At 48.1% G+C, this 21,073-nt stretch carries 25 protein-coding genes; 16 read left to right on the forward strand and 9 right to left on the reverse strand.

Features of this window, described 5'->3' with window-relative positions; genetic code table 11:
* Positions 1-2: 2 nt before the first annotated feature.
* The 4 genes from bamC to LPW36_RS01600 all read left to right on the forward strand — a co-directional run bounded on the left by bamC (position 3) and on the right by LPW36_RS01600 (position 3,479).
* Entirely contained in the window at positions 3-1,040 is a 1,038-nt protein-coding gene (gene bamC / locus LPW36_RS01585; RefSeq protein ID WP_230607754.1) for an outer membrane protein assembly factor BamC, read from the forward strand.
* 84 nt (positions 1,041-1,124) lie between these two features.
* Positions 1,125-1,838, forward strand: coding sequence for a phosphoribosylaminoimidazolesuccinocarboxamide synthase (purC, locus tag LPW36_RS01590; RefSeq protein WP_130592930.1), 714 nt, complete (start codon positions 1,125-1,127; stop codon positions 1,836-1,838).
* A gap of 216 nt (positions 1,839-2,054) precedes the next feature.
* Positions 2,055-2,930 (forward strand): KPN_02809 family neutral zinc metallopeptidase, encoded by an 876-nt coding sequence (ypfJ, locus tag LPW36_RS01595; protein ID WP_230607870.1) that lies wholly within the window; start codon positions 2,055-2,057, stop codon positions 2,928-2,930.
* A gap of 96 nt (positions 2,931-3,026) precedes the next feature.
* Positions 3,027-3,479, forward strand: a complete 453-nt coding sequence (locus LPW36_RS01600) for a DUF441 domain-containing protein (RefSeq protein WP_230607755.1) — start codon at positions 3,027-3,029, stop codon at positions 3,477-3,479.
* Here LPW36_RS01600 and LPW36_RS01605 read toward each other — a convergent pair.
* Together LPW36_RS01605 and LPW36_RS17905 are read right to left on the reverse strand one after the other, a co-directional pair.
* Positions 3,456-3,815, reverse strand: coding sequence for a helix-turn-helix domain-containing protein (locus LPW36_RS01605; protein ID WP_230607756.1), 360 nt, complete (start codon positions 3,813-3,815; stop codon positions 3,456-3,458). The two genes, LPW36_RS01600 and LPW36_RS01605, sit on opposite strands and share 24 nt — an antisense overlap.
* A 219-nt stretch (positions 3,816-4,034) precedes the next feature.
* Positions 4,035-4,187 carry an NAD(P)H-dependent oxidoreductase gene (locus LPW36_RS17905; RefSeq protein ID WP_420844699.1) on the reverse strand — a complete coding sequence of 51 codons (153 nt, stop codon included), beginning with the start codon at positions 4,185-4,187 and terminating at the stop codon, positions 4,035-4,037.
* Between the two features lie 17 nt (positions 4,188-4,204).
* Here LPW36_RS17905 and LPW36_RS01615 point away from each other — a divergent pair, with 17 nt between their 5' ends.
* Both LPW36_RS01615 and LPW36_RS01620 read left to right on the forward strand, forming a co-directional pair.
* Positions 4,205-4,384: a type 2 periplasmic-binding domain-containing protein gene (locus LPW36_RS01615; RefSeq protein ID WP_338085957.1), complete on the forward strand. Its 180-nt coding sequence runs from the start codon at positions 4,205-4,207 to the stop codon at positions 4,382-4,384.
* Positions 4,385-4,456: 72 nt separating this feature from the next.
* Entirely contained in the window at positions 4,457-6,511 is a 2,055-nt protein-coding gene (locus LPW36_RS01620; RefSeq protein WP_230607759.1) for a tRNA(Met) cytidine acetyltransferase TmcA, read from the forward strand.
* A gap of 11 nt (positions 6,512-6,522) precedes the next feature.
* Here the strand turns inward: LPW36_RS01620 and LPW36_RS01625 are convergent, their stop codons facing one another.
* From LPW36_RS01625 to narQ, 6 genes are all read right to left on the reverse strand, one after another.
* The gene (locus LPW36_RS01625) at positions 6,523-6,720 is read right to left on the reverse strand and encodes a YpfN family protein (protein ID WP_230607760.1); all 198 of its coding nucleotides are present in this window, start codon (positions 6,718-6,720) and stop codon (positions 6,523-6,525) included.
* Positions 6,690-7,400, reverse strand: a complete 711-nt coding sequence (locus tag LPW36_RS01630; protein WP_230607761.1) for a M15 family metallopeptidase — start codon at positions 7,398-7,400, stop codon at positions 6,690-6,692. The genes LPW36_RS01625 and LPW36_RS01630 overlap by 31 nt, the downstream gene beginning before the upstream one ends.
* On the reverse strand, positions 7,397-8,533 hold the full coding sequence (dapE, locus tag LPW36_RS01635) for a succinyl-diaminopimelate desuccinylase (protein WP_230607762.1): 1,137 nt from the start codon (positions 8,531-8,533) through the stop codon (positions 7,397-7,399). Before dapE ends, LPW36_RS01630 begins: the two co-directional genes overlap by 4 nt.
* Positions 8,533-8,898 (reverse strand): ArsC family reductase, encoded by a 366-nt coding sequence (locus LPW36_RS01640; RefSeq protein ID WP_230607763.1) that lies wholly within the window; start codon positions 8,896-8,898, stop codon positions 8,533-8,535. The genes dapE and LPW36_RS01640 overlap by 1 nt, the downstream gene beginning before the upstream one ends.
* Before the next feature lie 256 nt (positions 8,899-9,154).
* Positions 9,155-9,790, reverse strand: a complete 636-nt coding sequence (gene narL / locus LPW36_RS01645; RefSeq protein WP_230607764.1) for a two-component system response regulator NarL — start codon at positions 9,788-9,790, stop codon at positions 9,155-9,157.
* A gap of 62 nt (positions 9,791-9,852) precedes the next feature.
* Positions 9,853-11,544 (reverse strand): nitrate/nitrite two-component system sensor histidine kinase NarQ, encoded by a 1,692-nt coding sequence (gene narQ / locus LPW36_RS01650; RefSeq protein WP_230607765.1) that lies wholly within the window; start codon positions 11,542-11,544, stop codon positions 9,853-9,855.
* Positions 11,545-11,909: 365 nt separating this feature from the next.
* Between narQ and napF the strand changes: the two genes are divergently transcribed.
* The 7 genes from napF to napC are packed head-to-tail and all read left to right on the forward strand — an operon-like array spanning position 11,910 to position 17,929.
* Positions 11,910-12,416 carry a ferredoxin-type protein NapF gene (napF, locus tag LPW36_RS01655; RefSeq protein WP_230607766.1) on the forward strand — a complete coding sequence of 169 codons (507 nt, stop codon included), beginning with the start codon at positions 11,910-11,912 and terminating at the stop codon, positions 12,414-12,416.
* The gene (gene napD, locus LPW36_RS01660) at positions 12,400-12,669 is read left to right on the forward strand and encodes a chaperone NapD (protein WP_130592917.1); all 270 of its coding nucleotides are present in this window, start codon (positions 12,400-12,402) and stop codon (positions 12,667-12,669) included. Before napF ends, napD begins: the two co-directional genes overlap by 17 nt.
* On the forward strand, positions 12,666-15,149 hold the full coding sequence (gene napA, locus LPW36_RS01665; RefSeq protein WP_230607767.1) for a nitrate reductase catalytic subunit NapA: 2,484 nt from the start codon (positions 12,666-12,668) through the stop codon (positions 15,147-15,149). Before napD ends, napA begins: the two co-directional genes overlap by 4 nt.
* A gap of 20 nt (positions 15,150-15,169) precedes the next feature.
* Positions 15,170-15,922 carry a ferredoxin-type protein NapG gene (gene napG / locus LPW36_RS01670; RefSeq protein ID WP_230607768.1) on the forward strand — a complete coding sequence of 251 codons (753 nt, stop codon included), beginning with the start codon at positions 15,170-15,172 and terminating at the stop codon, positions 15,920-15,922.
* Positions 15,922-16,872, forward strand: a complete 951-nt coding sequence (locus LPW36_RS01675) for a quinol dehydrogenase ferredoxin subunit NapH (RefSeq protein ID WP_230607769.1) — start codon at positions 15,922-15,924, stop codon at positions 16,870-16,872. The genes napG and LPW36_RS01675 overlap by 1 nt, the downstream gene beginning before the upstream one ends.
* Positions 16,869-17,318, forward strand: a complete 450-nt coding sequence (napB, locus tag LPW36_RS01680) for a nitrate reductase cytochrome c-type subunit (RefSeq protein WP_230607770.1) — start codon at positions 16,869-16,871, stop codon at positions 17,316-17,318. Before LPW36_RS01675 ends, napB begins: the two co-directional genes overlap by 4 nt.
* Positions 17,319-17,329: 11 nt before the next feature.
* Positions 17,330-17,929: a cytochrome c-type protein NapC gene (napC, locus tag LPW36_RS01685; protein WP_230607771.1), complete on the forward strand. Its 600-nt coding sequence runs from the start codon at positions 17,330-17,332 to the stop codon at positions 17,927-17,929.
* A 340-nt stretch (positions 17,930-18,269) separates the two neighbouring features.
* On the opposite strand, the gene LPW36_RS01690 is transcribed toward napC, so the two are convergent.
* Positions 18,270-18,725, reverse strand: coding sequence for a YaiI/YqxD family protein (locus LPW36_RS01690; protein ID WP_230607772.1), 456 nt, complete (start codon positions 18,723-18,725; stop codon positions 18,270-18,272).
* Positions 18,726-18,882: 157 nt separating this feature from the next.
* Here LPW36_RS01690 and LPW36_RS01695 point away from each other — a divergent pair, with 157 nt between their 5' ends.
* The 3 genes from LPW36_RS01695 to LPW36_RS01705 all read left to right on the forward strand — a co-directional run bounded on the left by LPW36_RS01695 (position 18,883) and on the right by LPW36_RS01705 (position 20,959).
* Entirely contained in the window at positions 18,883-19,308 is a 426-nt protein-coding gene (locus LPW36_RS01695; RefSeq protein WP_228399108.1) for a GNAT family acetyltransferase, read from the forward strand.
* Between the two features lie 45 nt (positions 19,309-19,353).
* Positions 19,354-19,932 carry an RpoE-regulated lipoprotein gene (locus tag LPW36_RS01700; protein WP_230607773.1) on the forward strand — a complete coding sequence of 193 codons (579 nt, stop codon included), beginning with the start codon at positions 19,354-19,356 and terminating at the stop codon, positions 19,930-19,932.
* A gap of 130 nt (positions 19,933-20,062) precedes the next feature.
* Positions 20,063-20,959, forward strand: coding sequence for a Dyp-type peroxidase (locus tag LPW36_RS01705; RefSeq protein WP_230607774.1), 897 nt, complete (start codon positions 20,063-20,065; stop codon positions 20,957-20,959).
* Positions 20,960-21,073: the final 114 nt, after the last annotated feature.

The following is a 21,073-nucleotide window of genomic DNA, read 5'->3' on the forward strand; positions in this document are numbered from 1 at the left end:
TAATGGTTCATTCATTACAGAAAATAGTTGGTGTCTCGCTGGTTGTGTTGCTGGCTGCTTGTTCTAACGATCAAACATATAAGCATCAGGTAAGTGGCGATGAAGACTATTTAAAAGCCCCTGCGTTAAAGGAATTACGCGCGCCGGCAGGAATGATATTGCCTGTCCAGAACGGTCAATATGCGGTAAGTAACCGCGCTGTTTCAGCGGGCAACGTTGGTTTAGCACTGGATATTCGTCCGCCATCTCAGCCTTTGGCTCTGATGACCGGGTCACGAGTACAGTACAGCGCCAATACCGCCACGCTTTCATTAGAGAACAGCAGCAAGAATCAGGCACTTTGGTCGCAGGTTATTGCCGTTCTTGAGCAGAAAGGTTATCGCATTGCCGATCGCCAGGATGCCAATCAGACGCTGACGACTGACTGGGTTAACTGGCAGCGTAGTGATGAAAACGTTGCGCACACGGCTCGTTATCAGATAGCGGTTCAGCCTCAAGGCTATCAGAATCAGCTATCAGTCAAAGTGCTGGAACTGAAAGCGGGCGATAAGACAGTGTCTGACGCGGCGTCTATGCAGCGTTACAGCATCAGTATGTTGAATGCCATTACTGAAGGATTAGATAAAACTCAGAGCAATTTGAGTTCCCGGCAGGCAGCAAAAGCGGGTGGCAGTATTGTTCTGCAATCTGCTCATGACGATACCGGTCTGCCGGTCGTGATTGTACGCGCGCCTTATACTAACGTTTGGGAACGTCTGCCAACGGTGCTGGAAAGTGTGGGCATGAAGATCAACGATCGTAACAAGCAACTGGGCTTAATTACAGTGACCTTCAAGTCATCAAACAGCAACTGGGCGGCATTGAGTGTGTCAAATCCAGATTTGAAAAACGGTGATTACAAAATTCAGGTGGGTGATTTAGATAACCGCAGTAGCCTGCAATTTAGTACCGATAAAGGCCAGGTGTTGAAAGAGTCAGAAAACAGCGCACTGGTTACGGTTCTGCAATCCGCGTTTAACCATAGCTCGATAGCTGAATAATGAAAAAAGGGGCTGAACGCCCCTTTTTTATTCCACGTTTAGTAATAAAACCATCACATTTGAAATCAACGGAGAAAACTGAAGATGCAAAAGGTAGCCGAACTTTATCGTGGTAAGGCAAAAACCGTTTATACAACAGAGGATCCGGACCTGCTCGTTCTGGAGTTTCGTAATGACACTTCAGCCCTGGACGGTGAACGTATTGAGCAGTTCGATCGTAAAGGAATGGTGAATAATAAATTTAACTATTTCATTATGAGCAAGCTGGAAGAGGCGGGAATTCCGACTCAGATGGTACGTCTGCTTTCTGATACAGAAGTACTGGTTAAGAAGCTGGAGATGGTGCCGGTTGAATGTGTCATTCGTAACCGCGCGGCGGGATCTCTGGTGCGTCGTTTAGGCGTAAAAGAGGGAATGGAACTCAGCCCACCGTTATTCGATCTGTTTTTGAAAAACGATGCCATGCACGACCCAATGATCAATGAATCTTATTGCACCACCTTTGGCTGGGTGAATGAGTCTAATCTGGCGCGCATGAAAGAGCTAACCTATAAAGCTAACGATGTGCTGAAAAAGCTGTTTGATGATGCGGGTCTGATTCTGGTGGACTTTAAGCTGGAGTTTGGTCTGTTTAAAGGTGAGATTGTGCTGGGTGATGAGTTCTCCCCGGACGGTAGCCGCCTGTGGGATAAAACAACGCTTAACAAAATGGATAAAGACCGTTTCCGCCAAAGCCTGGGTGGCTTGATTGAAGCATACGAAGAGGTAGCACATCGTCTCGGTATTAATTTGGACTAATTGCGCAATCGATTTCGTAATCTCAGCGTTACTGTTAAAAGCCGGTTTATCCGGCTTTTTGCTTGTCTGGCGATAGGGGCTTTCACAATAAAATGTTACTTCATTATCTGTTTTATCCTGCATCAGTAGGGCTTTTTATGTTTTGCTGCATATACTCAGGTTATATAATGTAACGACAGGCCTGAATTATGGCCGTTGATAATGAGAGACAAGATTATGCGTTGGCAAGGTCGTCGGGAAAGCGATAACGTTGAAGATCGTCGCAGTGAGTCAGGTGGTTTTTCACGCGGAATGGGCGGCGGCGGTATGCGGGTGCCCAGAGGTAAAGGTGGATTGGTTCTGCTGGTAGTGGTGCTGGTGGCAGGATACTACGGTGTAGATCTGACTCCATTACTAAACGGTGGCGATATACAACCTACGCAGCAAAGCCAGGCTCTTTCTCCGCAGGATAACGAAAAAGCTAAATTTACCTCGGTGGTACTGGCCTCAACGGAAGATGCCTGGAAGGCTATCTTTAAAAGAGAGGGCAGCAACTATCAGGACCCTAAACTGGTGCTGTATCGCGGTGCTACCCGTACTGGTTGCGGTACCGGCGAATCGGTGATGGGGCCGTTCTACTGCCCGGTAGATAAGACCGTCTATATCGATCTGTCATTCTATCAGGATATGGAAACTCGTCTGAAAGCCGGTGGTGACTTTGCCCAGGCCTATGTTGTTGCTCATGAAGTTGGCCATCATGTACAAAACCTGATGGGCATCGCTAATAAAGTTCGCGCCATGCAGCAGCAGGTCCGTAGTCAGGCTGAAGTGAATCGTCTTTCTGTTAAGCAGGAACTGCAGGCAGACTGTTTTGCCGGGGTCTGGGGGCACAGTATGCAAAAGCAGCAGGTACTGGAAATGGGCGATATGGAAGAGGCGCTTAACGCTGCCCAGGCGATTGGTGACGATCGTCTGCAAAAGCAAAGCAGTGGCCGCGTGATTCCGGATAGTTTTACTCACGGTACCTCACAACAGCGTTATACCTGGTTCAAACGCGGTTTTGATTCGGGTGATTTCCGCCAGTGTGATACTTTCTCGACCGATAAACTGTAACGCTTTTGATTATTTGCGGTATGATGAATATCGGCAGTTATTAGCCGATATTCATCAAGCAATCATTTGTATCATCATTTATGAGAACTACCGCAAATGCCCAGTATTGACCCCACACTCATCATCTTGCTGGTATTGGCCGGGTTAGGTATTCTTAGCCATAACAATACAGTCACTATCGCCATTCTTGTTCTGCTTATCCTGCGCCTTACGCCACTTGAAGCTGCATTTCCGATGGTACAAAAATATGGATTAACCTTGGGTATTACCATATTAACTATCGCTGTAATGACCCCATTGGCTAACGGCAAAATGAGCCCGGCCATGCTGTTACAGGTGTTTGTTAACTGGAAGTCGATAGTGGCAATCATTATCGGGATTGCCGTTGCCTGGCTGGGAGGGCGAGGGGTAACGCTGATGACCAGTCAGCCTACCATCGTGGCGGGGCTACTGATTGGTACTATTATTGGCGTGGCATTTTTTCGCGGAGTGCCGGTTGGCCCATTAATTGCTGCCGGGATGGTATCACTGATTGTTGGTCGAACCTGATGATCGATTGGTTAGCGAAAATCGACGATAGCGGGATGGCGAGGTTGCGAAATACTTTTTAAACGCCCGACAAAAGCTTTGTTGCGAGTCAAACTGATATTTTGCCGCGACATCTGCCACGGTTACCCGGCTCTTTTTTAGTTCGCAGGCGGCGTTATTCAGTCGTTGCATACGAATATAAGAAGCAAGTGGATAACCGGTAATGCTCTTAAACATTCGCTGCAAGTGCCAGGGTGAATAGCCGGATCTTGATGCGACAGTTTTGATATTCAGGGGTTCCTGAAGATTATCTTCAATCCAGTTGGTAAGCTGATTAATGACATTAGCGTGGAACATGGTTTTTCCCTCCTGGGAGTTAGAGTCTGGTTGTGATTCAGGCTGGTTGCGCAATTGCTTGTAAATTAAATATCTGTCTGATTTGCTGCATAGCGTTAGCCATTGCCACGTCTCTACCGGGATGAGACATACTGACACCCTCCGCCCGAACGATATGAATGTCCTTTAAACCTAATGTACCCAGCATAGAAACCAGATAGGGCTCCTGAAAATCGTGGGTTAAACCTTCACATGACTGTAGATACCACCGCGTGATGAGGCAATAAACACCGGTCGGTCTTTCAGTAAACCAACCGGGCCGCCAGATGCGTAACGGAACGTTTTTCCTGCCTGACAAATCAGGTCCAGCCAGGTTTTCAGATGACTGGAGATAGAGTGGTGTTACGTTAATTCCGGAATATGACTGTTACAAAGCCATCAATGACGGACGGCTGGTGCAGGTATTACCGCAGTGGCGTTCACCATCCACTCACGTTCATGCCATTTTTGCTTCCAGCAAAGGGCTGTCTCTGGTTTGCCGTACCTTTCTGGATTATATGGCTGAACAGCTACGTCTCAGATTTAACTGATATGTATTCGTCAATATTATGAATATAATCAGCCATCAAAAAACGAATAAATCATAAAGTGATAGCCCAGCGATGAATATTGATTTAGCGCATTATCTTAGTCAGATGCAGCAGTATGGCGTGCGCCGCCTGCTAGTTTTAAGCGGTCAGGCGGCGTGGTGTCGCCAGCAGGCGTTGGGTTTTACCCGTCAATATTCCGGTGACTGGCTGTGGATAGCCGATACACCATTACCGAATTACCCTCATCTACAGCGCAAACCAGAGGCTGTACAAAATCTGTTAGGTTCAGAGTTTCATCACGCGGTGTTTGATGCCAGTAACGGCATTAATGCTGAGTCGTTAATTGCCGTTTCCGGTACATTGTCATCCGGAAGTTTGTTGGTGTTGTTGTTACCGGAATGGGGCAGTCTGGAGCAGCAGCCGGACAACGACAGTTTGCGCTGGAGTGAAGCGCCTGAACCCATTTGTATCCCCCATTTTATTCAACATATTAAACGCCAACTGAATGCGGATTCGGATGTGCTGTTCTGGCTTCAGAATGGCGAATTTACCGGTCAACTGCTGGCAGAACGAAAAGTATGGGTGAAGCCTGATGGCTCTCCCACAGAAGAGCAACAACATCTGCTGGATAGTCTGTTGCGGGCAGATGCCGGTACCTATGTTCTAATTGCCGGTCGCGGACGGGGAAAATCTGCGCTGGCGGGAATGCTGGCGGCCCAATGGGCTGGCAAAGGTGAATGTTGGTTAACGGCACCGGCTCAGGCATCGGGGAATACGCTACAGCAATGGGCTGAGGGTAAGGTGAGCTTTTGGGCACCGGATGCATTATTGGCGCAGTGTCAGGCAGAACCACCGCAGCATGTAGACTGGCTGATTATTGACGAGGCTGCGGCAATACCGGCCCCACAGCTCTATCGCTTAATTTCCAGCTTCCCCCGGGTGCTGCTGACCACCACCGTTCAGGGTTATGAAGGTAGCGGAAGGGGCTTTCTATTAAAGTTCTGTGCAGGTTTAACGGATATGCACCTGTTAAATTTGCAGCAGCCGATTCGCTGGGCGAATAACGATCCGCTGGAACGCTGTATTCATCAACTATTACTGGTGGAAGCTGAAAATAGCCTGAGTGAAAAACCGGGTAAACTACAGCAGATTGTGGAGATTAATCAGCAGCAGTTGATGGGGAATGAAAATCGGCTTAATCAATTTTATGGTTTACTAACCAGCGCCCATTATCGCACCACGCCGTTAGATTTACGCCGTCTGTTTGATGCGCCGGGATTATCTTTTTCCCTGGGCTTAGATGATAAGCAATCGGTTATCGCCGCGCTGTGGTTGGTAGATGAAGGTGGGCTCTCCCCGGATCTGGCCCGGGAAGTTTGGGCCGGGCGTCGGCGACCTCGGGGAAATCTGGTGGCGCAGTCACTGGCGGCTCATGGCGCTGAATATCTGGCTCCTCAATTACGTTCTGTCAGAATTAGTCGTATTGCCGTGGTCTCTTCCCTGCGTCGTCAGGGAATTGCCCGAACCCTGATTACTCAGCAAATTGAACGGGCGAAACTACGGGGTTTAGATTATCTGTCGGTGAGCTTTGGTTATACCGAAGAGCTATGGCAATTTTGGCAGGCCTGTGGCTTTGAGCTTATTCATATGGGAAGCCATCGGGAAGCCAGTAGTGGATGTTATGCCGCAATGGCGATAGTACCTTTTAGCCGGGATGCGGTATTACTTGCCAGAAGGGCAAAGCGGCAGTTTTTACTTAATCAATTGTTATCTTGCGTCAAATTACATCATGTTAACGATATTGCTGCGGCAGAGCTGGCGGAAGAAGACTGGCGAGAGCTGGCAGGGTTTGCGTTTGCTTATCGGACGCTGGAGGCCAGCCAGGTATCGCTGTATCGTCTGTTACGCCATCAGGTTGCTATATGCCATAGTTTAAGGCCGTTGCTGGAAGGGCAGATGACAGTAGAACTCTTGCTAAAACAGGGAAATCTTAACGGGCGTAAGGCGCTGATGCAGCAGTGGCGACAAGAAGTTGCTGAAGCGCTGTTGGCGCTCGATTCAGAGCGATGTCACTATTGGAAAAATTGGGTAGTCGCCCGGCTGCCGGTGATTAGCCCGGCAGCTTAACAGGGGATAGTTTACTTTTTATTGTTGCGGTTCCACTCTTCGTCTTCCTCTTTATCCCATGCGGCGTTGTTATCCCGGTGCGGAGGAAGCTTTGAGTTCTCTTTCATTGAGCGGTCATAATTCACTTTATACAGTGCTTTTATACCATTGATAATCATACCGACCAGAACGATCAGGATTACCCACCAGTAGTCTGCGAGCCAATGCATGATGATGACACTCCGTTGGGTGGGGTGATGAAACGTTTAAATATCTGGTTAAGATGGCAAGAGAGCCAACTAAAACCCGCAATGTCTTTATCCTGCCAGGCCGATAGCAAAAGTTCTGGCGTTAACAGATGTTCGGCCTGTTGAGCCAGAGGGTAGTAGCTGAGATGCCAGGGTTCTGCGGCAACGCCCCCCCGATCGCTGACAAAAGGTCGATAAAAGCCATATCTATTCATATTAGTGCTTAACCAGCAGGTTAGCGGATAAAAATAGCCATCCTCTTCATATTCCCAGGGTTCCAGCTGTAACTTTATCCCCTCAGGTAACAGGTCTGGATCGTAAATATCCAGATCGGTTCCCCAATGATGGCGGCTGGCTCCTGGCATCGCTGACCAACGCAAAATTGCGCAGCAGCGCTGCTCATCGTCCAGCGTGGAGATATCCATTGGTTGGCTCATGGTATCCATCACCGGACGTAAACCGATAAACTTTTCATTCCAAATCATTTGCTGACGGGCAAAATCACGAAAGGTGCTGGCGGGTTGAAGATTAAATCCCGCCTCTTTTGCGGCGGCCTGCATAGCAAGAAATGCATTAACGACTTCCGGCTGCAAACGATGATTTCCCGTTAGCGTAACCAGATGCTCTTCGCTTTGGCCGGTCAACATGGCTGGCGTTATCATACTAATAACTGCTCCATTATTTTCTGATACATACGGCTAAGTAGCTGTAAATCAGATGCTTTAACACACTCATTGACTTTATGAATGGTGGCATTAACCGGCCCAAGTTCTACCACCTGAGTTCCCAGTTGGGCAATAAAGCGGCCATCAGAAGTACCGCCGTTAGTGAGTAACTGTGGGGTGATGGCTGCGTAATACTCTACCGCATGGGATACCGCATCAACTAACTTACCGCGAGGGGTCAGGAAGGGTTTACCGGACAGATTCCATTCAATGGTATAGCGTAACTGGTGGCGCTCCAGCATGGCTTGTACCTGCTGCATTATTTGCTCATGGGTTAGCTCGGTACTGTAGCGGAAGTTAAACTGCACAAACATCTCACCGGGAATCACGTTATTGCTACCTGTTCCGGCGCGAATATTGGCGATTTGCATGCTGGTTGCGGGAAAGAATTCATTGCCTCTGTCCCATTCGGTATCCACCAGTTCATTGATAAATGGCGTAGCGCGGTGAACCGGATTATCCGCCAGATGAGGGTAAGCCACGTGCCCCTGAGTGCCATGAATAGTCAGATTGGCAGTAATTGAGCCTCTGCGTCCGTTTTTAACCACATCACCTACGCGTTCGGTACTGGAAGGTTCTCCCACCAGACAGTAGTCAACGCGTTCACGACGAGCGGCCAATGCCTCAACCACCTTAACCGTACCATTAACCGCACTGGCTTCTTCATCCGAGGTGATGAGAAAGGCCAGACGCCCGCTATGATTGGAGTTGGCCGCCACAAAGCGTTCGGCAGCCACCACCATGGCGGCCAACGAACCTTTCATATCTGCTGCGCCACGGCCATACAGGAAGCCATCCTGAATAGTGGGTTCAAACGGTGGCTGATGCCAGTGACTTTCATCACCGGCGGGAACCACATCGGTATGGCCTGCAAAGGCTAAAGTCGGTGCGCCACCATGACCGCCACGCCATGCCCAAAAGTTAAGGGTATCGCCAAAATTCATCTCTTCAACGGTAAAGCCAATGGCTTTTAACCGTTCAATCATAATTTGCTGACAGCCTTCATCATGAGGGCTCAAAGAAGGGCGTTTGATGAGCTGCTGGGCCAGCGTAATTACCGGACAGAACATTATTTATCTCCACCGGTAAATTGCTGATAGCTGTCCACAGAGAAACCCAACAGCATTTTGTGATCAACAACTAATACCGGACGTTTAATGATGGACGGCTGTTCGAGCATCAGTGTTTTCGCACCCGCTTCAGTGGTTGCCGTCGCTTTTTGATCGTCACTTAGCTTACGCCAGGTTGTTCCACGGGTATTGAGCAGTGGTTCCCAGCCTAATCCATCAATAAGCTGCTGCAATAATTGGTTATCTAAACCATCAGTGCGGTAATCGTGAAAACGATAGTCTATCTGGTGTTCCTCCAGCCAGCGGCGGGCCTTTTTAATCGTATCGCAGTTCTTAATGCCGTAGAGGCTGTATGTCGTTTTCAAAGAGATTCCCTCATCAGTCAAAATTTAATACGCCTGCCGTAAATTTACCCGTTCAGCAAAAGGCTGATAAAGCAGGGAGGATAGCCGATAAATTTACCATTAAATCAGGGGGGAGGGGGAAAGTATTTCGAAGGTATTAACGAATAAACAAAGATGAAAAACGAATAAAATTACAGATCGGTTATTAACAGTAGGTGATTAAAAACCGGACTCTTCGTTGAAAGCCCGGTTCTTTCACCAAATTGAATCTTAACCGCTACTGGCTTTTTCTTTCCAGATACATCACCGTTGCCGCTACGCGTGAACGAACATTCAACTTACGCAGCATATTACGGATATGTACTTTTACTGTCTCTTCGGAAATGTGTAAATGCGAAGCGATTTGTTTGTTAGACATACCGCGAGCCACTTCCTGTAGAACATCCAACTCACGTTCAGTTAGCGACTCAAATGGATCGCTTTGGTCATCCCGGGAATCAAGGTATTCAAGAATGATGTCACTAAATACGTTTTCACCGTTAGCGGCCTGTAGAATCTTCTTCAGTAGCAGTTCTGGTTCGCTGTCTTTTAGTAAATAACCATCGGCTCCGGCATCAATGAGCGCATAAATATCGCTGCGGGAATCGGAAACGGTTAGCACGATAATACGGGCAGCAATACCCTCATTACGCAGTGCTTTCAGCGTATCCAGACCAGACAGACCTTTCATGTTCAGGTCTAACAGAATCAGGTCGGGTAGCAACTGACAGGCAAAAGTAATTGCTTCGTTGCCGTTGCTGGCTTCTGCCACAATATTGAGTGAAGGTTCCAGCTCAAGCAACTGCCGGACTCCGCGCCGCATCAGGGGATGATCGTCTACGATCAAAATATTGCACTGTTCTTGCACTGTCATTACTCCATTATTTTTTAAAATTATTGAAGGGTGCCGCAAAGCTATATCTAACTTTGTCATTGTTATTGTTGAGGGAAGATGAGTCGGACTAATGTCCCTCCTCTTTCCTGCGGCCCAATGGTTAACGTTCCACCTAAACGTGAAGCACGTTCGCTCATAATATTGAGCCCGTAATGGCCTTCGGGCTCATCTAAACTTTTTATTCCGGCCCCATTATCGGCAATGATAATCATATTATTACCGTCATTTGTAGGCTCACAATTAATGCTAATCAGGCTGGCATTGGCATGCTTTATGGCATTCAGAACGGCCTCACGAACAATTTGTAATGCGTGAACCTGTTGTTGTGCATTTAATGCCTGCGACGAAAGCGCACAGTGCATTTGAATCGGAACTTCCGTTTGTGCCTGTAACGGAGTGATTAACTGATTTAGTGCTTCGTGTAAGTCAGCTTCCTGAATTGTGAGTCGAAATGTTGCTAATAGTTCCCTTAGTTGACGATAAGCACTGGATAGCGCTTGATCGAAATCAGTGATTACACTCATAGCTTGTTCATTATTACTGGGAATAACGCGTTTAAGCAAGGTCAGTTGGATCCGCAAGAAAGAAAGGGATTGTGCCAACGAGTCGTGAAGTTCACGGGCGATTGTGGCTCGTTCCTCCATCAGTAAAACCTGTAAATAACGCTTTTGTGCCCGGTTAAAATAGATGCCCCGACTCAGGATATTACTGACGTTTTCAATTAACTGAGGGTGTACTGCCGTATCAGAACATTGCCAGCTCATCCTGCCCAGAATCTGTTCATCTTGCTGTAAGGGGAGATGCTGCCAAATGCGGTCTTTATCTTCGGTACCTTCTTCAAGTACCCAGCGGCCTTCTCCACTGTCCTGAATCTCCAGGCGAATCGCGACCAGATTTTCGCTGGTGCGAACAATATGCATGACCTGTTCAAAACACTGGTGGTCAACCTGACTCACGCTGAAAGCCTGAAGGCAATCATATAAAACCCCTAATGAGCGATTGGCCTGAGTGAGTTTAACGGTCTTCTCTTCTACTTTTTCTGCCAGCGACTGGTACATTTTTTCCAAATCAGACGACATAGAAGTAAAAGCGGTTGCCAGTACGCCCAATTCATTATGCTGACCGACATCCAACGGTTGGTGGTCAAAGCGCCCGGTTTGAATATAGTGGCTGGCAGTCACCATCCGATTTAGCGGTTCGACAATTTCCCGACGGCTGAAGAGAATCACGTAAAACACCAGCCCAATAGTGCTCAGTACGCTGATAATACTGATAAAAACCGCGGTTTTTAGTTTCAGTTCAGAAAACAGCTGGATGGCAAGTACAAACTCATTAATTTCATTAACGTAATCGGCTAACTGGTTGATATAGATATCACCATCGTTATGCGTCAGTTCCTGTTCCAGTTCCTGCCAACGGTCCAGCAGGGTTTGATATTTCTGCTGTATATCCGCCGGAAAGTAAAATTCGTTGATCTCTTTTAAGGCGGGGGCATTAATTGACAACGCATATTGTCGGATATGGGAGTTCAGATAAGGGGAGTTGGTCGTCAGATCGTAGGCCAGACGATAACTCTGCATACGCAAAGAGCCCGAAATATTAATCGCTTCGGCATCTGTACGACTGGCGGCTAATGAAATCAAAGCAAGCCCGGCGGACAGAATCGAAAGGATCACTATTGCGATCAGCATACGAGCTATACTATTGGTTACAGAGCGTTTAACAGAAGCCATACATCCTCAAAGCGTTAATTGATTTGTACTTTGTCATGTTCATGTATTAGAGAGAATTATCAGATTGTCGTAGATAACCTGTAGTGATAGTAACCAGTTTTCTTTTTAGTGTACTGACTATTCTGCTGGGTTTTAACTTAAAAATAACCAAATAAAATGCCGTGTGGGTCAAATATTGGGTTAAAAATGCAGCGAACGATTGATCTAGCGCAAGCTACCTACCTATTTACCCCTTAAGAGTGATTATATCTCTACTTCGCAAGGATTAACTTATCATGGCCAGAGTCTCTGAATGCGTAGTCCCAGATAACAGAGACAATGAATGTAATAAATGATGTCCTCCTGAGTGAGTGGAGTAATAAAGCATGTCAATTCTATCCCGGCGAAATCTGTTACGTGGTCAATGGCGAGGCCACGATGCTATCAGGCCGCCGTGGTCGGTAGATGAAGCGTTGTTTACCGATGGCTGTAGTCGTTGCCATGCTTGCGTTGAGGCCTGTGAAACCGGGGTCATCACAGTCAGTGGTAACCAAGGCTTTCCTGAGCTGGATTTTCAACGTGCAGAGTGCACGTTTTGCAAACGCTGTGTAGAAGTTTGTCCAGAGCCGATATTTCATTCGACGGAAAGTCAGCCATGGCAGCGTTATGCAGTGATTAACCAAACGTGTCTCACCTATCAGGGGGTGGCCTGTCGAAGCTGTCAGGATGCCTGTGAGCCCTATGCAATTAAATTCAAATTACGGTTGGGTGGTATTGCCCAGCCGGAACTGGAAAAAGAGAGCTGTACAGGATGCGGGGGCTGTGTCCGAAGCTGTCCGGTTCAGGCAATAACAACCCGTGAGAGTGATAAAGATAATGACGGAAAACAATGACTGGCACGTTTGTAGTTTGATTGTTCAGGTACGTCCGGAGGATATACCTAAAGTAAGCGAAGCGTTGTACGCACTACCAGGAACAGAGATTCCCGGAGTGAATGAAGACGAAGGAAAGTTAATTGTTGTTATGCAGGCGGACAATTCAGATGTTCTGTTTGCCCAAATTGAGTCAGCACGTGATATAGCGGGTGTGTTGGCGGTGTCGCTGGTTTATCACCAGCAAGATGAGCAAGGTGAGGATACGCCATGAAACTCAGTCGTCGAGACTTCATGAAAGCAAATGCAGTGGCTGCAGCCGCAGTTGCCGCAGGAATGACTATCCCGACAGTAGCCGTTGCTGCTGAAGGGGACCAATCAATTAAGTGGGATAAAGCACCATGCCGCTTCTGTGGTACCGGTTGTAGCGTACTGGTTGGTACGCAAAACGGTCGCGTTGTGGCTTCTCAGGGTGATCCTGATGCCCCCGTTAACCGCGGGTTAAACTGTATCAAGGGTTACTTCTTACCTAAGATTATGTACGGAAAAGACCGTTTAACTCAGCCGCTGCTGCGGATGAAGAACGGCGAATATGACAAAAATGGTGAATTTACTCCGGTTAGCTGGGATAAAGCCTTCACCGTAATGAGTGAAAAATACAAAAAAGCCTTTAAAGAGCAGGGGCCGAACGGCGGCGGGATGTTTGCTTCCGGTCAGTTCACCATTTGGGAAGGCTATGCTGCGGCTAAATTATTTAAAGCGGGTTTCCGTTCTAACAATATTGACCCCAATGCCCGTCACTGTATGGCGAGCGCCGTAGTTGGCTTTATGCGTACTTTCGGTATGGATGAGCCAATGGGCTGTTACGATGACATCGAGCACGCTGATGCCTTCGTACTTTGGGGCTCTAATATGGCAGAAATGCACCCGATCCTGTGGTCGCGCATTACTGACCGTCGCCTGTCTAATCCAAATGTTAAAGTTGCGGTAATGTCTACTTATGAACACCGTAGCTTCGAATTAGCCGATAACCCGATTATCTTTAAACCGCAAACTGACCTGGTTATCCTGAACTATATCGCCAACTACATCATCCAGAATAATGCTGTTAATCAGGACTTCCTGGATAAACATGTCAACATTCGTCGTGGTGATACCGATATTGGCTATGGTTTACGTCCAAACCATCCTCTGGAAAAAGCGGCTAAAAATCCAAACAGTGACAAATCTACCCCAATGACCTTCGACGAATATAAAGCGTTCGTTGCAGAGTACACATTGGAGAAAACCGCTGAAATGACCGGTGTACCAAAAGATTCACTGGTTGAGCTGGCGAAACTGTATGCCGATCCAAATATAAAAGTCGTTTCTTACTGGACTATGGGTTTCAACCAGCATACCCGTGGCGTATGGGCGAACAACTTGTGTTACAACATCCATCTGTTAACCGGTAAGATCTCTATACCGGGTTGCGGTCCATTCTCTCTGACCGGTCAGCCTTCTGCTTGTGGGACCGCGCGTGAAGTGGGTACTTTCGCACACCGTCTGCCTGCGGACATGGTAGTGACCAACGAAGAACACCGTAAGATTTCAGAACAGAAGTGGAAACTGCCGGAAGGCACCATTCTGGGTTCTATCGGCCTGCACGCAGTAGCTCAGGACCGTGCGCTGAAAGACGGTAAGTTAAACGCTTACTGGACGCTGTGTACTAACAATATGCAGGCGGGCCCAAACATCAATGAAGACCGTATGCCAGGCTGGCGCGATCCGCGTAACTTTGTAGTGGTATCCGATCCTTATCCAACCATCAGTGCGCTGTCTGCGGACCTGATCTTGCCTACCGCAATGTGGGTGGAAAAAGAGGGGGCTTACGGTAACGCCGAGCGTCGTAGTCAATTCTGGCGTCAACAAGTTAAGGCACCGGGTGAGGCAAAATCTGACCTGTGGCAAATCGTTCAGTTCTCTAAGTACTTTAAAACCGATGAAGTTTGGCCGGCTGAGCTGTTAGATAAGAACCCGGAGTATCGTGGTAAAACGCTGTACGAAATTCTGTTCGCTAACGGCCAGGTTAATAAGTTCAAACTGGATGAGCTGGCGGAAGGCCAGTTAAACGATGAATCCCATGATTATGGTTTCTATCTGCAAAAAGGGCTGTTTGAAGAGTACGCTGGCTTTGGTCGTGGCCATGCTCACGATCTGGCTCCATTCGATGATTACCACAAAGCGCGCGGTCTGCGCTGGCCGGTAGTTGACGGCAAAGAGACGCTATGGCGCTACCGTGAAGGTTATGACCCGTATGTTAAGGCCGGTGAAGGCGTTAAATTCTACGGTAAACCGGATGGTAAAGCGGTTATTTTTGCTCTGCCTTATGAACCACCTGCAGAAAGTCCGGATGCGGAATACGACCTGTGGCTGTCAACCGGCCGCGTGCTGGAACACTGGCATACCGGGTCAATGACGCGTCGTGTACCTGAACTGCACCGTTCTTTCCCTGAGTCAGTGCTGTTTATTCACCCGCAGGATGCCCAGAAACGTGGTATGCGTCGCGGCGATAAAGTGAAGATTCAGTCACGTCGCGGTGAAGTCATCTCCATTGTGGAAACTCGCGGTCGTAACCGGGTGCCGCAAGGGCTGGTATACATGGCGTTCTTTGACGCAGCACAGTTAGTTAACGCATTGACACTGGATGCAACCGATCCACTGTCAAAAGAGACTGACTACAAAAAATGTGCGGTTAAAGTCGTTAAAGTATAAGGAAAGCAGGGCGCACGATTATGGCTAATGAAAGGGATAAAGGACCCGCGCGTCGCCGCTTTTTACGCGACGTAGCACGCAGCGCAGGCGGCCTGGCCGGGCTGACGCTGCTGCTGGGTATTCCGCAGAAACAGTCTCAGGCACGTGAGGGGGTCGCGTTGCGTCCACCTGGCGCGCTACCTGAGGAGGCGTTTAACCGCGCCTGTATCCGCTGCGGGCAATGCGTACAGGACTGTCCATACGATACGTTAAAGCTGGCAACGCTGTTGTCACCGGTATCTACGGGCACTCCGTACTTTGTGGCTCGCCAGATCCCCTGTGAGATGTGTGAAGATATTCCTTGTGTTAAAGCCTGTCCGAGTGGCGCCCTCGATTCTTCTCTGACAGATATTGATAATTCCCGGATGGGGCTGGCGGTATTGCTTGACCACGAGAACTGCCTGAACTGGCAGGGTTTGCGTTGCGACGTTTGCCATCGCGTATGTCCGTTGATTAATAAAGCTATTACGTTGGAACTGCATCGTAATGAGCGAACCAATAAACACGCGATGTTTTTACCCACCGTGCACAGTGAATATTGTACCGGCTGTGGTAAATGCGAAGAGGCATGTGTACTGGAAGAAGCCGCAATCAAGGTACTTCCACTGTCACTGGCACAGGGCAAACTGGGTAAACACTATCGGCTGGGATGGATAGAGAAAGATAAAGCGGGGCATTCGTTAATCCCTGAAGCGCTGACTCTGCCAACCCGTAAACCGGAAGGGGGGCAATAATGGCAAATGCACCTAAGAACGCAGGCCATGAGGCTCTGGTGAAGTACGGATGGTGGTATAGCCACCGCTTCCTGGTTTTTCGCCGTATCAGTCAACTGCTTATTCTGTCGATGTATCTGACCGGGCCACTTCTCGGCGTCTGGATCCTGCGGGGTAACTACAGCGGTAGCATGCTGCTGGATACTATCCCGCTTAGCGATCCGTTAATGATGCTGCAAACGCTGGCCAGCGGTCATCTTCCTCAGGTGCCAGAGCAATCTGGTTGGGCAGCATGGTCTGAATGGTATGCCCTGATTGGCGGTGTGATCATTGCGCTGGTCTATGCACTGTTTGCCAGTCGGCTGTTTTGCGGTTGGGTTTGCCCATTAAGTTTGGTAACCGATTTTGCTGCCTGGTTGCGGCGTAAGCTGGGGCTGCGCAGTAGTGCAGCCATTCCGGCAACGTTGCGTTATGGCATTCTGGTTGCCATTATCATCGGCAGTGTCATTACCGGCACGCTGGTGTGGGAGTGGGTAAATCCGGTATCCGCATTTGGTCGGGGTTTAATCAGTGGATTCGGCCACTCAGCATCATCCGGCATTATTACCGGTTTACTCTTCGGTTTTGGTGCCAGTATTTGGCTGATTGTGGTGGTATTCCTGTTTGACCTGTTGGTGGTAGAGCATGGCTGGTGTGGTCATCTGTGTCCTGTTGGTGCTCTTTACGGCGCAATAGGCTGTAAAGGTGTACTGCGTATCAGTGCGGAAAATCGCCAGAACTGTACCCGCTGTATGGACTGTATTCATATCTGTCCGGAACCGCAGGTGCTGCGTGGCCCACTGTTTGGTAAACAGGAGAGCCCATTAGTGCTGAGTAAAGATTGTATTTCCTGCGGTCGCTGTATTGATGTCTGTTCAGAGAAAGTATTTCAAATAAAAACACGATTCCATCGTTCGGGAGTAGAGGAATGAAGAGTAACGTCTTGAAAAAGCAGCTTACCTTATGGACTATGCTGGTGGCATTAGTTTCCGGTAGCGTGGCGTTTGCTGCAGATAGCGTTGATTTGAGTCAGTCACCGGAAGTGTCTGGTACCCCTGAAGGCTCAATTATTATGCCTAAAGAACAGCCTCGTATGGCGCTCGATTATGTTAACCAACCACCGATGATTCCACACAGTGTGGATGGCTATCAGGTGACAACCAAAGTAAATACCTGTCTGAAGTGTCACGGAGTACAAAGCTATCGTACTACCGGTGCACCGCGTATCAGCCCAACTCACTTTGTTGATAGTGCTGGTCATGTCAGCAGTAATGTGGCACCACGCCGCTACTTCTGCCAGTCCTGTCACGCGCCTCAGGCTGACGCTGCGCCAATCATTGGTAACACGTTCACACCGGCACCGGGATATGGTAAGTAATCGGGGGATTCATGAGTAAAGATAAAAAACCAGGTGTAATTCGCCGGGCATGGACTTGGTTCAGAACCCCCAGTCGTCTGGCGATAGGTACCTTGCTGGCAATGGGCTTTGTAGCCGGCATTGTCTTCTGGGGCGGTTTCAATACCGGTATGGAAGTGATGAACAGCGAGAAGTTCTGTATCAGCTGCCATGAGATGCGTGATAACGTCTATCAGGAATATATGGATACGGTGCACTACAGCAACCGAACTGGCGTGCGCGCCATCTGTTCTGACTGTCACGTGCCGAAAGAGTTTGTTCCTAAGATGATCCGTAAGATCAAGGCATCAAAAGAGCTGTATGGTAAAGCGATGGGCATTATTGATACTCCACAAAAGTTTAATGAGCATCGTTTGCAAATGGCGAAAAATGAGTGGGCACGAATGGAGGGGAATAACTCTCAAGAGTGCCGTAACTGCCACAGCTTTGATTATATGGACTTTACCGAGCAGAAAACCGTAGCCGGGAAGATGCACGCTATGGCAATCAAAGAGGGTAAAACCTGTATTGAATGTCATAAGGGGATTGCGCATAAGCTTCCTGATATGACGGGGATCCCGAATGGGTTCTGATGCTGAGGTAGTGGCTGATTATATTGTTTTAATCAGCCGCTGAGAATATTCCGGCCGTAAAAGTCATTGTGCTTATTTGGGTATGGTGCCCGGCCGGAAGACCATAGGTACTTAGTATTTGAGAGCTTCGGGCCAGCGCTTGCGCTGGCCCACAGGGTGAAACACCGAAAGGTGTTTCATAACAGCCCCTAAGCGCCCTAGGCCCGGTGCACACGGTAGCTAAGTATAGCGGTTCTCCCGACCGCATTCGGTGTTCATTAAAGCACATGGCTTTTACGGTCGGAATATTCACTAATGTTGATTAATTTGGTTTGTCAGCGATCAACATTGCTGTGTTCTTCTATTTCTGCTGCTTAAACATCAACAACCACTTATCCAGCTCATTAGCGAACTGTTGACGGTCGCGTTGGTTCAGAGTGCTGGGGCCGCCGGTTTGGATGCCGCTGGAGCGCATGGTGTCCATAAAATCACGCATGGTGAGCTTTTCGCGAATAGTGGCGGGGGAGTAGCGTTCGCCTCTGGGGTTGATGGCGGCTCCGCCTTTTTCCAGTACTTCGGCAGCCAGAGGAATATCGGCGGTGATCACTAAATCGCCAGGTTCAGTGCGTTTAACGATTTCGTTATCTGCCACGTCAAAGCCTGATGCAACCTGCATACTGCGAATATAAGGGGAAGGTGGCGTTTTAATGTATTGATTGGCTACCAGAGTAACCATAACCTGTGTACGGTCTGCGGCACGAAACAGTACCTCTTTTATCACATTGGGGCAGGCATCGGCATCGACCCAGATTTGCATAGTTGATCCTTATTGATCTGATGTCATCATCAGGAAAATTGAGTGAAGATTCCGCACTTAATTTAAGCAACGAACCGGGGAATCTTCACTTATCTGTTGCACTTAACGCTAAACTTACCATAATCGTGCACTATAACAGGGTTAAACGGTGAATATGATGGAAATCCGTATCTATAAACAAGATGACTTTGAAGATGTTGTGACGCTGTGGGAGCGCTGTGATTTATTGCGCCCGTGGAACGATCCTGAAACCGATATTGAACGTAAACAAAATAATGATCCTGAACTGTTTTTAGTTGCAGAGGTCGGAGGTGAGGTAGTTGGCACTATTATGGGCGGATATGATGGTCATCGTGGCTCTGCCTATTATCTTGGTGTACACCCTGATTATCGCGGCCGGGGCATTGCCAATGCCCTTATTAGTCGTCTGGAGAAGAAGCTGATAGCGCGTGGTTGTCCAAAATTACAGCTGTTAGTGCGTGATGATAACGATGCTGTTATTGGTATGTATGAGAAACTGGGTTATGAAATTCAGGATACGGTGTGCATTGGTAAACGCCTGATTGAGGATCAGGAGTATTAAGGCGTTGAATTATACCCTGATTTTATTCACTTAATAGGATAATAGATGAATATACGTATTGTTTTACTGTTGGTTCCATTTTTGATTACAGGATGTTCGACAGTCAGTAATTTTTCCTGGTCTAAGTTATCGCCAACTAACTGGTTTGGCAGTTCTCTGGAATTAAATAATGCAGGCTTGGGGGCAATTTCCTCCGTGACGCCAATGGAAGAAAAAGCGCTGAATCAGGCCCTGGACGGTGATTACCGTTTGCGTAAAGGTATGGGAATGAGTAACGGTCAGGTGACCAGCTACTATGAAGCGATGAACGACGATAAAGTGATGCTGGTTTTTCACGGTAATCCATCAAACCGGGTTGAGCGTATTGAAGTGATGGACAAATCCATTGAGACGCCTAAAGGTTCGCATGTAGGTATGCCATTTAGCGATCTTTATCAGAAAGCATTTGATGTTTGCCGGGTTGGCACCGGAGATGAGAGTGGCAAAGTGCTTTGTCGTTCACCGGAAAGTACCCGTATTACCTATGTGTTCAGCGGCGAGTGGATGGGGCCTTCAGAGATCATGCCCTCCGACGATAAGCTAAAAGTCTGGACTATCAGTAAAATGGTATGGCAATCAAAGTAATAGGTTAAATCTTTATTCATACTTGAGTTAGCGCATGATAGCGTTGTCTGATTTCGTTATTATAGACTCATGTTTAGTTAAAGCGGTGCCAGCAAACAGCACCGCTTTTCATTGATATGAGGATTAAGTCATGGCTCAGGTTCAGAGCGGTATTTTGCCGGAACATTGTCGTTTTGGTATTTTTATTGAAGCAAAGGTTGGCGGAGACTTAGAGCAGATCCGCACCGGCTGCAAAACGTTTGTGAATACCTTGACCGAACTGCAACAAAAATTTCCTGAGGCTGCATTAGGTGCCGTCATCTCTTTCGGTTCCGATCTGTGGAAAACACTATCCGATGGCCGAGGTGCCAGTGAGCTTAAGCCTTTCACTCCGCTGGGTAATGGACTAGCGCCAGCCACTCAGCGCGACATGCTTATCCATATCCTGTCTCAACGCCATGATGTTAACTTCACGCTGGCTCAGGCCGCATTAAAAGCCTTTGGTAAAGCCATTACCGTAGAAGAAGAGACGCACGGTTTCCGTTGGACAGAAGAGCGCGATTTAAGCGGTTTTGTCGACGGTACAGAAAACCCGGAAGGGGATGCCCGCCCAGGCGTTGGCATCATTCCTGAAGGGGAAGATGCCGGTGGCAGTTATGTGATGGTACAGCGTTATGTACATAATCTTGATGTCTGGAACAACATGCCGGTAAAAGCGCAAGAAAATGCTATGGGCCGGACGAAGGTGGATAATGAGGAGCTGCCATCCGACAAGCGCCAGCCAACTTCTCATTTGGGCCGTGTTGACCTGAAAGAAGAGGGCAAAGGGCTGAAAATTATTCGTCAGAGCCTGCCGTATGGAACTGCCAGCGGTGAGCACGGCCTGTTCTTTATCGCTTATTGCGCTCATCTGCATAATATTGAGCAGCAACTGCTGAGTATGTTTGGTGAGCGAGATGGTAAAACCGATCAATTGTTAAGATTCAGTAAACCGGTTACCGGCAGTTATTTCTTTGCTCCATCGTTAGATAAATTGCTCTCTCTATAATTTGAATCGGGGCAGCGCGGAAACATTCTTCGCTGCCCGATGGTTTTGTCTGATTATTCCCCATCTGCTATTTCCGCTATATCAGTGTCTGTATTGCATATTCTTTTTTGCTCT

Origin of the sequence: Limnobaculum eriocheiris (assembly GCF_021010575.1) — a bacterium.
In the GTDB taxonomy this organism is placed as follows: Bacteria; Pseudomonadota; Gammaproteobacteria; order Enterobacterales; family Enterobacteriaceae; genus Limnobaculum; species Limnobaculum eriocheiris.